The sequence below is a fragment of the Microlunatus elymi genome, assembly GCF_007362775.1.
GTDB classification, from domain to species: Bacteria; Actinomycetota; Actinomycetes; order Propionibacteriales; family Propionibacteriaceae; genus Microlunatus; species Microlunatus elymi.
Genome location: NZ_CP041692.1, coordinates 2,865,243 through 2,876,752, shown reverse-complemented (window position 1 = coordinate 2,876,752; position 11,510 = coordinate 2,865,243). Strand labels below are relative to the sequence as shown.

Genomic DNA, 11,510 nt, shown 5'->3' with positions numbered 1-11,510 from the left:
GGATCCGGCTCTGCCGACCAGGTGATCAGGAGCCGATCGCCTTGTCGATCTTGGGCACCAGCGACGTGATCGCGTACGGGATGGACAAGACCGAGTTGTAGCTGATCGCACCGCGCTGGTCGGTGTCGGCGAAGACGATCTTGGACTTCAGCCGACGGAACAGGCTGGATGCCTTGGTGAATTCGCTCTTGTCCTCGGCGCCGATGACGACGAGCAGATCACCGTCCAGCAGGGGCACCTGTTCGGCCGAGATCGGCGTGAAGAAGGATTTGCCGTCGTCCAGGTCGGCGACCTTCTTCGGCAGCTGGATGCCCAACGCAGCAAGGAATGCGCCCCGCGGATCCCGCGGCAGGTAGGCGGCGTACTGTCCGTCGTAGGGCAAGATCACCACGCCGGTTCTGCCCTTCAGTCGAGGATGGGACGCGACTGTTTCCTTGATCAACTTCTGTTGTCCGGCGGTCAGGTCCGCGGCTCGGGACGACTTGTCCAGCGCTCGGCCCAGCAGATCGAGTTGCTGACTGCTCGGTACGGCGTAGGTGGCGACATCGGCCGGTCGAGCCAGGGTCGGGGCGATCTTGGCCAGCTTGTCGTAGGCCGCCTGGTCGATGCCCGCGTTCAGGGCGCTGATCAGGTCGGGCCGCAGGGAGGCGATCTGCTCCAGTTTCGGCTCGGAGTCGGATTCGATCAAGGTCAGCTCGGCGCCCTTGAGATAGGGCTTGGCCCAGGGGCCGAAGCCGTCGGCGTAGAACGTGTAGCCGGTGTTCCCGACCGGCACGGATCCCAACGCCAGCAGGGCATCGCCGTCGTTGACGCCGAGCGCCACCACCCGTCGCGGGACCGCGGTCAGCTCGGTACGACCGAACGCGTGATCGAACGTCATCGGATAGCCGGTTCCGGCGGGTGTGCCGGCAGCGTCGGCCGAGCCGCCGGCGGTGGCGCCGGAGGAACAGCCGACAACGGCCGCGGATCCCGCAGCAAGGGTGAGCAGGGCGAACGTACGACGGGTGAACGTGCTCATCGACTCTCAATCTCCGGTATGAGTTAGGTGAGCCTAATCAAACCATGTCGCCTGCCGAGCGCGTCCGTGGGGGCGGCGGCACAGCGCCGTTCGGCAAACCTGGGCGACGATCCGTGGCGACGGCCCGGGTCCGGTCCGCGAAAAAGCGTATGGGCCGGCTGCGATCAGCCGCGTGCGCGGCGGCGCATCAGGAATCGGGTCAGCGCCGATCCGGCGCCGACCCCGGTTGCCGCACCGATCAGGTAGCCGACGCGGGTGCCGGCCTGGACCGAACGGGCGGCGAGCTGTTCCGGGATCAGGCCGGGCGTGCTCGACCAGGGGCCACGCGAATCCTCAGAGCCTCCTGCTCCCTGCGCACCGTTCACACCGCGGGCGCTCCTCACACCGTGGCCAACACTCACGCCGCCGACGCTGACGGGCCGGCCGGAGCCGTTGGCATGTGCGCCTGCCGGAACCCGTTCGTCGTCCACCGACTCCGGACGCGACGGCGACTCGGCCGACGCGTTGGCTTGCTCCTCCTCGGTGGCGTACTCCGGCTCGGCCGGATGTTCGGCGGTGCCGATCCAGGCGGCGACGAACAAGATCAACCGGGCGAACAGATTCAGGAACAGCATCAGCGCGATCACCGGACCGAACAGCGCGGCGGCCGGGTTGCCGGTGAACTTCCCGATCAGGAAGCTGGTCAGATACTGCAGGATGCCCAGCCCGATCGCCCCGATCAGCGCCCCACGTCGTACCGCGTGCCACGGTTCCCGGGTCTCCGGGAGCACCAGGTAGAGGAACATGAAGATCAACCAGCCGGCACCGATCGAGATCACGATCGGTACCAACTGCAGCACCGGGTGAAGCCAGCCGACCGAGTCCAGCCCCAGCCAGCCGATGATGTTGTCGCTCAACGACGTGGACACCGACGCCAGCGCGAAGGTGATCGCGACCAAGATCAACATCCCGATCAGGATGATGATGTTGCTGACCACGTTGAGGATGAAGTTCTGTTTCTTGACCTGGACGTCGAAGCTCTCCCGCCATTGCGCCCGTACCGCGTTCTTCAGATTGCCCATCCAGCCGGCGCCGGAGTAGAGCGCCGACACCCCGCCGACGATGCCGATGGCCTTGTAGTTGCGCAGCGCCGTCTCGATCATGTTGTTGATGCTTTCCCGCGTGCTCTTGTCGAAGCCGCTGAGCGCGCTGTTGACCTGGCCCAGGACCTCGTCCAGCAGTTGCGGCGCCGCCGTCACCAGGATGAAACCGAGCGCGGAGAAGCCGAGCATGATGATCGGCACGATCGCCAGCACCGAGAAGTAGGTGATGGCGGCGCCGAACTGGTTGCCCAGACGCTCCCCGAACCGTTTGTTGGCTCGCAGCAGATGAGCGACCATCGGCCGCTCGGTGATCTTGGTCAACCGTTCCTTCAGCTGGGACATGATCGACTTCCTTCGGATCAGCGATCTTCAGCTACGCCGCGTGTACGTCGGTACCCGCTAACCCTTTCATGTACCGCCGGCACTACGCCGCCGCCGCCACAGCCGCGCGCGAAACCTGCCGCCGCGCGCGGAATACCGGGTGCGCGAGTCGATCTTGCGCGCGGCTGTGGTACGGCCCCCCGGCGGCCGCGAGAGCGCACAGTTCGGGTGCACCGCCGCACTTGCGTTCCCGCGCACCCACGGCCCTTCCGCGGAAGTACGAACCTGCGCGGCAGCGCCGAACGTGCGCGGGAGCGGCGACGTTCGGCTCGAGGCCCTTGGCGGGGTGGGATCCGGGTGACCCATCGGTCCTTCGGCAGGCTCAGGACCCTGGTTGCGGTGTGGCGGTCGAGGATCAGGTGCCATGCACCAGGATGGTGGCGGCGGTGCAGCCGATCAGGAGTAGTGGGACCAGGATCAGGCCGCGGCGGATGAATCGGGGCCAGCCGACGCGTACGCCGGCGGATCGGCAGCGGGCGGCCCAGAGCAGGGTCGCCAGGCTCCCCCACGGCAGGATCAGCGGGCCGGAGTTGGTTCCGACCAGCAGCACGGCCACCCGCAGCGTCGAGTCGGCCAAGGGTTCCAGGGCGAGATAGGCGGGCAGGTTGTTGATCACGTTCGCGCCGCCGGTGGCAACCGCGCCCAGCCGGAGCAGGTCGGCGGGCCGATCACCGTGACCGGCGATCATCCCGAGCAGTCGCGCCAGTCCATGATCATGAGCGAACTGGACGACCAGGAAGAGTGCCGCCACACCGAGCACCATCTTCCACGGCAGCAGCTTCCAGGACAGCATCCGCCGGTCACGCACCGCGCACGCGACCACCAAGATCGCCGCACCGACAGCGGCGGCGATGAACACACTCACCCCCGCGGCGAAGGCCGGGCCGAGCCCCGCACAGACCACACCGGCGATGATCAACAACGGACGATCACGTACGGGACGCCAACCAGGCATGGCATATCGCCCTCGCAAGGATTTGCGGTAGAGCACCGCGAGGGCGACGACCGTGATCATGAACGCCGCCAGCGCGGCCGGCCACATCAAAGCGGCGAAGCCGCCGACGCTGCTCGCCGCGGCACCGCCGGGCACGCCCTTCTCCAGCCACGACATCGCCAGCAGATTGGTCAAGTTGGACACCGGGAAGATCAACGACGCAGTGTTGGCCAGCCAGACCGCGGTGAAGGCGAACAGCCCCAGATTGAGACCGAGCCGACGTGCCAGCACCAGCACGACCGGAGTGATCAACACCGCGGTGGTGTCCAACGAGAGCACCGCCGACGCCGCGGTCGACACCGCAACGACCAGCAGCCACAGCGCCAGCACCGACCCACGCGCCAGCCGCGCGGCCCCGTACGCCAGCAGCCGGAACACGCCGATCGCGTCCGCCAACTCGGCGATCACGGTGATGCAGACCAGGAATCCCAAGATCGGCCCGACCCGGGCGGCCAGCGGGAGGAGGTCCACCCCAGAACGATAGAAGACCGGCCCAGAACGACAGAAGACCGGCCCAGAACGACAGAAGACCGGCACCCGAACGGCCGAAGACGGGCCGCAGCAACCTGAGATCGGTAACGATTGGGCCCGACTCGCGGAATTTCACCCGGATTCATCAACTGCCCGGACTTTGTCTTCTACTATCGCCAATCAGGCGCGAGCAGGACGGCGCCAGATCGGTGGGGAACCCCGGAGGACCCGGGCCGCCGTTCGCAGAACAGACGTCGATGTCGGGCACCACTCTGGAGGACCAAAGATGCTTTCTTCCAAGATCACCAGGCGCAGCCTGCTGTACGGTTCGGCGCTTGTCGCCGGAGCGGCCGCGCTGTCCGCCTGTAGCGGGGGCGGGAACAGTCCCAGCGGCAACGGTTCAGGCGGTACGGCGTCCGCGGCCAAGGGCTCGGATCCCAAGCCGCTGGCCAAGCCGGGTAAGTACAACCAGGCACCGTCGCTGGACGGCAAGGGGCTGCCGGACGTGGCCGAACGCCTGCCGGAGAATCCGTACGTGATTCCGCACCGCTGGGCCAAGCCCGGCAAGTACGGCGGCACGCTGAACATGAACACGTTCACCAGCACCGGCATCAGCAACGCGACGTCGGACCGCGAGTTCTTCTACGGCCACTCCCCGCTGCGCTGGCTCAACGACGGCAAGGACGTCGGGCCGGGCCTGGTCGAGAGCTGGGAATCCAACGACGACGCCTCGGAGTGGACGTTCCACTTCCGCAAGGGCCTGAAGTGGTCGGACGGCGAGCCGTTCAGCACCGCCGACGTGATGTTCTGGTGGGACAACTTCATCCTGGACGAGAAGATGGCCCAGACGCCGCCGGACGAGGCTCGTTCCGGCAAGGGCACGCTGGCCAAGTTCGACGCCGTCGACGACACCACGCTGAAGATGAGCTTCGACGCGCCGGCACCACTGACCGCCGACCGAATGGCGATGTGGGTCAACGGCAACAACGGCGGCAACGGACCGATCTGGGTGATGCCGAGCCACTACCTGAAGCAGTTCCTGCCCAAGTACAACAAGAAGGTGCCGGCCGACTGGGACAAGGTCGGCGGCATCATGCAGACGCATTCGGACTGGCACCGCAACCCCGCCTGCCCGACCATGATCGGCTACAAGTGCAAGTCCTTCAACGACACCAAGGGCGTCGTGCTGGAACGCAACCCGTACTACTACGCCGTGATGCCCAACGGTGATCAACTTCCCTACATCGACGAGATCCAGATCAACGCCGTCAACGACGCCGAGGCCGGCAAGCTGCAGGTGCAGCAAGGCAGTGTCGACTTCTGTCACGGCAACTTCAACCAGATCACGTTGAACGACGTCAAGGGCATGCGCGACAGCCAGTCCAAGGCGCAGACCGAGGTCTTCCTGTGGGACAGCGGATCCGGCACCGGTTCGATCTTCTTCCTCAACTACGACTACCCCGATGATGATCTTCGGGCGTTGATCCGCGAGCCGAAGTTCCGCCAGGCCATCTCGCACGCGTTCAATCGCGAGGCGGTGCAGAAGTCGGTGTACTTCAACACCGGCGAGCGGACCACCGGCACGCTCAGCCCGAAGGCGATCGAGTATCACGTCAACGACACCGGAAAGAAGGCCTACGCCGACTGGCGCGACTCCTACGTCCAGTACGACCAGGCCAAGGCCAATCAGCTGCTGGACGAGCTCGGCTGCAAGAAGGGCAGCGACGGAGTACGGACGCTGCCCAACGGCAAGCCGCTCAAGCTGCGGCTGGACTACCAGGCCGACGAGTCGACCGAGCACAAGACCAAGGACAATCAGCTCGTCGCCGACCTGAAGGCGGTCGGGGTGATCATGTCGATGAACCCGATCCCGCCGCAGACCTACGACGACCAGTGGAAGTCCGGCAAGCTGATGGCCCACAGCAACTGGGAGGTCGGCGACGGACCGAACCATCTGGTCTACCCGCAGTGGCTGGTGCCGCTGGAGTACACCCGCTGGGCGCCGCTGGAGGGTCAGTGGTATCAGCAGATCGGCACCAGCACCAACGAGAAGGAGCTCAGCTTGAGCCCGTGGAAGCGGCATCCTCCGCGGATGAAGCCGGATCCGAACGGACCGATCCAGAAGATGTGGGACATCTACAACCAGACCAAGGTCGAGCCGGACGAGATGAAGCGGCATCAGCTGGTCTGGGACCTGATCAAGATCCACGTCTCGGACGGACCGTTCTTCCAGGGCACGGTGGCCAACTACCCGCAGGTCGAGATCGCGAAGACGGACCTGAAGAACGTTCCCCGCAAGGACAATCTTGCTCAGGGCGGCTTCGTGAATCCGTGGATCGTGCCGTCGCCGGCGGTGTACGACCCCGAATGCTGGTACTGGGAGAATCCCGACTCGCACAAGTAGGAGTCGTTCATGATCATCTTCATCGTCCGGCGACTGGGCTACGCAGTACTGACCCTGGTCGCGGTGTCCTTGATCGCGTTCTTCATCGTCGAGCTGGCCCCCGGGTCGGCTCTGACGGCGGAGATCGCGCGCCTGCAGGCACAAGGTGACGTCATCTCCGGCACGCAGATGGCCGCGCTGGAGAAGGCGTACGGAGTCAACGACCCCTGGCTGGTCAAGTACTGGAAGTGGGCCAGCGGATTCTTCCGTGGCGACTTCGGCACCTCGTTCACCTACCGGATGCCGGTCAGCCAGCTGATCTGGAGCCGGTTAGCACTCTCGGTCGCCCTGTCGGTCGGGGCGATCATCGTTGCCTGGGTGATCGCGATCCCGGTCGGCGTCTACTCGGCGACCCACCGCTACAACATCCCGGACAACGTGATCACCGTGCTGCAGTTCGTCGGTGTCGCGATCCCGGAGTTCCTGCTGGCGCTGGGCGTGATGACCGCCGCGTCGAAGTGGTTCGGGATCGATGTCGGCGGCCTGAACTCCAACCAGTACAGGAATGCGCCGATGAGTTTCGACAAACTGGTCGACACGTTCAACCACTTGTGGCTGCCGTTACTGGTGATCGCCGTCGGCAGTACGGCCTGGTTGACCCGAGTGATGCGCGCCAACCTGTTCGACGTGCTCACCCAGCAATACGTGCAGACCGCACGTGCCAAGGGTGTTGCCGAGCGCAAGGTGATCTGGAAGCACGCGGTGCGCAATGCCCTGCACCCGTTGGTGATGACGATCGGCACGACCTTGTCGGTGTTGATCTCCGGTGAGGCGATCGTGTCGATCATCTTCGGTCTGCCGACCACGGGTCAGGCGCTGTTACAGACCTTGATCAACAAGGACACCTACGTCGCGGCAACGCTGCTGGTGTTCCTGTCCGCCCTGCTGGTGATCGGAAACCTGATCTCCGACATCCTGCTGACGATCATTGACCCGCGGGTCAAGCTGACGGACTGAGGAGCGACATGGTTCAACAGGAAGTCATTGCCCCCGAGACCGAGGAAGATCACGAGCCCGAAGAGCTCGTCGAAGTGCCGTTGGTGGACAGCAAGGTCGGTGAGATCCCGCAGTGGCGCCTGATGCTGATGCGGTTCCGCCGCAGCAAGCTGGCGGTTGTCAGCGGGATCGTGTTGATCTTGATCTACCTGGCGGCGATCTTCGCGCCGTTCTTGTCGCCGAACGATCCGGCCAAGGTCGATCAGAACTACAAGTTCGCCAAGCCGAGTTCGTGGACCTGGTCCGGTGGCCCGGCGATCTGCCGGACGACCCAGGAGATCGACCCGATCAACATCACCACCACGTACAAGACCGACTGCAACAACGCGATCCCGATCCACTTCTTCGGCAAGGGGTTCGACTACAAGGTGCTCGGCATCATCCCGACCGACCGGCACCTGATGACGGTCTCCGACGGGAAGTTGTTGATCTTCGGCGCCGACAGCAACGGCCGGGACATCTTCAGCCGCACCATCTACGGCGCTCGGGTGTCGATGACCATCGGCCTGCTCGGTGTGGCGATCGCAACAATCCTCGGATCGATCATCGGCACCATCTCCGGCTACGCCCGGGGCGCCACCGACAACATCATCCAACGGTTCATCGAGGTGATCATCTCGATCCCGACGCTGCCGTTGTGGGCCACCATGGCGGCCGTGCTACCGCAGGACATGACGGTCACCAAGCGGTACTTCGTGATGACCATCATCCTGTCTCTGGTCGCCTGGACCGGTCTTGCTCGACAAGTGCGCGGCAAGGTGATGGCGTACAAGTCCGCGGACTACGTGGCAGCCGCACGTTCGGCCGGGTCGTCGCACATGCGGATCATCACCACCCACCTGCTGCCGAACGCCACGAGCCACATCGTCGCCGTCGCCATGCTGGCGGTGCCGGCCACCATCCTGGCCGAGACCGCGTTGTCCTTCCTCGGCATCGGCATGCTGGACCCGGCGATCAGCTGGGGGGTGCTGCTGCAGGACGCCTCCAAGTTGGACGTGCTGACGCAGTATCCATGGGTGCTCATTCCAGGACTCTTCGTGATCTTGGCGATCACCTGCTTCCAGCTCCTCGGTGACGGCATCCGCGACGCCGTCGACCCGTACAGTTAGGCCGCCTTCATGACAGAAACTGTGTCCGTCCGATCCGCCGAAGACACCGACGACGACGCGATCATCTCCGTACGAGATCTCGAGGTCGGCTTCCCGACGGCGCTCGGCCTGGTCCGCGCGCTCAACGGGGTCAGCTTCGACATTCCACGGGGAAAGGTCGTCGGCATCGTCGGCGAGAGCGGCTGCGGCAAGAGTGTGACCGCCCGAGCCCTGATGCAGATCATCGAGCGTCCGGGCCAGATCACCGCCGGGACGATCGACTTCCATCGCGCCGCCCGCGCAGCCGGCAACGGCAAGCAGTCCGAACTGCTTCCCGACGACGACAGTGAGCTCAAGGCGGCCAAGTCCGACACCGGCGGGGTCGACATCAGCAAGCTCGATCCGCGCGGGCCGACGATGCGGTCGATCCGCGGCGCCGAGATCGCGATGATTTTCCAGGAGCCGATGACCTCGCTGAATCCGGTCTACACGATCGGCTCGCAGATCGAGGAAGCGATCCTGCTGCATCAGACCCGGGACAAGAAAGTGGCCCAGCAGCAGGCGGTCGACATGCTGCGGCAGGTCGGCATGCCGAACCCGGAGCGGATCGCCAAGTCGTATCCGCACGAGCTTTCCGGCGGCATGCGGCAGCGCGCCATGATCGCGATGGCGCTGTCCTGCCACCCGGCGTTGCTGATCGCGGACGAGCCGACCACCGCCCTGGACGTGACCACCGAGGCCCAGATCCTGTCCCTGATGCGCAAGCTGAAGGACGAGATCGGGATGTCGATCATGTTCATCACCCACAGCATGGGCGTGGTCGCCCAGCTGTGCGACGAGGTGATCGTGATGTATCTCGGCCGGGTCGTCGAACGTGCCTCGGTGGACGAGATCTTCTACGCGCCGAAGCATCCCTACACCCGGGCGTTGCTGCGGTCGATCCCCCGGATCGGGACCTCCACCGGAACAAAGCTCGAGGTGATCAAGGGGTCGATCCCGGACCCGTACTCGAAGGTGTCCGGCTGCACCTTCCATCCGCGCTGTCCGGAGTTCATGCCGGGGCTGTGCGACACCGTGATTCCGGTGGAGACCGTGCTGGCCGGACCGACCCGGCACGGGGTGCGGTGTCACCTCTATACCGAAGAAGGCCAGGCTGTCAAACAGGCCGAGATCGAATCCGAGGCATCGTCGGTGAAGGCGGAGGCGTGAGATGACTGACACGAAGATCGAATCGCGGCCCGACGACTCCCCCGACGACTCCGCCAACGCCGCCGAGGGACCGCTGCTGGAAGTCCGCGACCTGAAGAAGCACTTCCCGATCAAGGGCGGCCTGTTCCGCCGTACGGTCGGCGCGGTCAAGGCGGTCGACGGCGTCAACCTGACCGTCAACCGCGGCGAGACGCTGGCCGTGGTCGGCGAGTCGGGCTGCGGCAAGAGCACCACTGGGCGGACCATCCTGCGGTTGGAGGAACCGACCGACGGCGAAGTGGTCTTCCATCATCCCAAGCTCGGTCCGGTGAATCTCGCCACCGCGGACAGCAACACGATGCAACAGATCCGTCCGCGGATGCAGATCATCTTCCAGGATCCGTTTGCCTCGTTGGATTCCCGGATGACCGTGGGCCGGGTGATCGCCGAGCCGTTGATCATCAACAAGGTGATGAAGGGCCAGCAGCTGCGCGATCGGGTGGCCGATCTGCTGACCATGGTCGGGCTCCGCCCGGAGCACGCCAGCCGGTATCCGCACGCGTTCTCCGGCGGCCAGCGCCAACGCATCGGGATCGCCCGAGCGATCGCTCTGGACCCGGATCTGATCATCTGCGACGAGGCGGTGTCCGCCCTCGACGTGTCCGTGCAGGCTCAGGTGATCAACCTGCTGGAGGATCTGCAGGACCGGTTGAAGCTCACCTACGTGTTCATCTCGCACGACCTGTCGGTGGTGGAGCACATTTCCGATCGGGTGGCCGTGATGTACGTCGGCAAGCTGGTGGAGACCGGCCCGACCCAGGAGCTGTTCAGCAAGCCGAAGCACCCGTACACCGAGGCGTTGCTGTCGGCGGTGCCGCAACCCGATCCGCGAACCCGGACCGAGGTGGTGCCGCTGACCGGCGACGTACCGAGTCCGGCCAATCCGCCGTCCGGCTGCTACTTCCACACCCGTTGTCCGTATGCGCAGGACATCTGCTCGGTCGAGACACCGCTATTGCGCGACGTCGGCGAGGGCCGGCAGGCCGCCTGTCATTTCTCCGACCAACTGAACCTCAAGGGTGCGGTGGTGCCGTCCGCCGAGGCGTTGCCCGACGCCCAACCGGACGTCGTGACCGAGGTGAAGTCCACGACGCCGTCAGCCTGACGAAGCCGGCCTGACAGAGCCGGGGCCTCGACCCGGTAGTTTGCACCTGACCACATCCTGACCAGATTCCGAACCTCGAAAAGGACCATGAACCAGACACAGTCGCGCGTCGGCCGCCCCCGCTTCACCGGAACCACGACCTACACCGACGATCAGCAGCGGTTCGAATTCCGCTACCCGTCGGACTGGATCATCTCCACGCTGGAGGACGATCGCGAGGGCGTGATCGTGCAGCCGGAGGAGGACGAGCCCGCCACCTATTTCGCCGTCTGGGTCAATCCGCTCGAGATCGGGGTGGTCGCCGACGACCTGTCCGATCTGCGGGCCGGTTTCGACGCCGGACTGGACAACCTGGCCGACCTGCAGGTGCTGGAGAGTCGCGACGACACGTACAACAACATCGTCAAGCTGGAACGCACCTACACCTTCACCGAGGACGGTGCGACCCGGAAGCGGCGGCTCTGGGCGATGTACGCCGACCAGCTGCAGTTCGTGGTCGTCTACCAGGGGTCCAGTGTGGACGAGTACGCGTACTGGCTGCCGATGGGCAACTACTGCTTCACCGCGTTCCAGCTGCCGATGTCGCTCTGGTTCGCGACCGACCCGTCCATCGCCACTCGCCCCGGCACCGAGCCCGCCGGCCCGGATGCGATCGACGGCAGCAAGGCCGGCGACTGACCGGCT

At 65.2% G+C, this 11,510-nt stretch carries 9 protein-coding genes; 6 read left to right on the top strand and 3 right to left on the bottom strand.

What is annotated here, in order from left to right:
• Window positions 1-25: 25 nt before the first annotated feature.
• The 3 genes from FOE78_RS12965 to FOE78_RS12955 all read right to left on the bottom strand — a co-directional run bounded on the left by FOE78_RS12965 (window position 26) and on the right by FOE78_RS12955 (window position 3,946).
• A complete protein-coding gene (locus FOE78_RS12965) occupies window positions 26-1,018 on the bottom strand; it encodes an iron-siderophore ABC transporter substrate-binding protein (RefSeq protein WP_143986659.1) in 993 nt (330 codons plus the stop codon).
• Window positions 1,019-1,182: 164 nt separating this feature from the next.
• The gene (locus tag FOE78_RS12960) at window positions 1,183-2,442 is read right to left on the bottom strand and encodes a YhjD/YihY/BrkB family envelope integrity protein (RefSeq protein WP_143986658.1); all 1,260 of its coding nucleotides are present in this window, start codon (window positions 2,440-2,442) and stop codon (window positions 1,183-1,185) included.
• Window positions 2,443-2,836: 394 nt separating this feature from the next.
• Complete coding sequence (locus FOE78_RS12955) at window positions 2,837-3,946, bottom strand: ArsB/NhaD family transporter (protein ID WP_143986657.1); 1,110 nt, start codon at window positions 3,944-3,946, stop codon at window positions 2,837-2,839.
• A 286-nt stretch (window positions 3,947-4,232) separates the two neighbouring features.
• On the opposite strand from FOE78_RS12955, the gene FOE78_RS12950 reads away from it, so the two are divergent.
• From FOE78_RS12950 to FOE78_RS12925, 6 genes are all read left to right on the top strand, one after another.
• Window positions 4,233-6,350 carry an ABC transporter substrate-binding protein gene (locus FOE78_RS12950; RefSeq protein WP_143986656.1) on the top strand — a complete coding sequence of 706 codons (2,118 nt, stop codon included), beginning with the start codon at window positions 4,233-4,235 and terminating at the stop codon, window positions 6,348-6,350.
• 9 nt (window positions 6,351-6,359) lie between these two features.
• Window positions 6,360-7,346 (top strand): ABC transporter permease, encoded by a 987-nt coding sequence (locus FOE78_RS12945; protein ID WP_143986655.1) that lies wholly within the window; start codon window positions 6,360-6,362, stop codon window positions 7,344-7,346.
• 8 nt (window positions 7,347-7,354) lie between these two features.
• Window positions 7,355-8,494, top strand: a complete 1,140-nt coding sequence (locus FOE78_RS12940; RefSeq protein ID WP_143986654.1) for an ABC transporter permease — start codon at window positions 7,355-7,357, stop codon at window positions 8,492-8,494.
• 9 nt (window positions 8,495-8,503) lie between these two features.
• Window positions 8,504-9,682 carry an ABC transporter ATP-binding protein gene (locus FOE78_RS12935; RefSeq protein ID WP_143986653.1) on the top strand — a complete coding sequence of 393 codons (1,179 nt, stop codon included), beginning with the start codon at window positions 8,504-8,506 and terminating at the stop codon, window positions 9,680-9,682.
• A gap of 1 nt (window position 9,683) precedes the next feature.
• The gene (locus FOE78_RS12930; RefSeq protein WP_143986652.1) at window positions 9,684-10,826 is read left to right on the top strand and encodes an ABC transporter ATP-binding protein; all 1,143 of its coding nucleotides are present in this window, start codon (window positions 9,684-9,686) and stop codon (window positions 10,824-10,826) included.
• Between the two features lie 87 nt (window positions 10,827-10,913).
• Window positions 10,914-11,504 (top strand): hypothetical protein, encoded by a 591-nt coding sequence (locus FOE78_RS12925; protein ID WP_210414567.1) that lies wholly within the window; start codon window positions 10,914-10,916, stop codon window positions 11,502-11,504.
• Window positions 11,505-11,510 lie beyond the last annotated feature (6 nt).

What these genes read in the sequence shown, in the direction of transcription:
- FOE78_RS12965 (WP_143986659.1), bottom strand. Translation starts at nt 1,018, where the DNA reads ATGAGCACGTTCACCCGTCGTACGTTCGCCCTGCTCACCCTTGCTGCG.
- FOE78_RS12960 (WP_143986658.1), bottom strand. Translation starts at nt 2,442, where the DNA reads ATGTCCCAGCTGAAGGAACGGTTGACCAAGATCACCGAGCGGCCGATG.
- FOE78_RS12950 (WP_143986656.1), top strand. Translation starts at nt 4,233, where the DNA reads ATGCTTTCTTCCAAGATCACCAGGCGCAGCCTGCTGTACGGTTCGGCG.
- FOE78_RS12945 (WP_143986655.1), top strand. Translation starts at nt 6,360, where the DNA reads ATGATCATCTTCATCGTCCGGCGACTGGGCTACGCAGTACTGACCCTG.
- FOE78_RS12940 (WP_143986654.1), top strand. Translation starts at nt 7,355, where the DNA reads ATGGTTCAACAGGAAGTCATTGCCCCCGAGACCGAGGAAGATCACGAG.
- FOE78_RS12935 (WP_143986653.1), top strand. Translation starts at nt 8,504, where the DNA reads ATGACAGAAACTGTGTCCGTCCGATCCGCCGAAGACACCGACGACGAC.
- FOE78_RS12930 (WP_143986652.1), top strand. Translation starts at nt 9,684, where the DNA reads ATGACTGACACGAAGATCGAATCGCGGCCCGACGACTCCCCCGACGAC.
- FOE78_RS12925 (WP_210414567.1), top strand. Translation starts at nt 10,914, where the DNA reads ATGAACCAGACACAGTCGCGCGTCGGCCGCCCCCGCTTCACCGGAACC.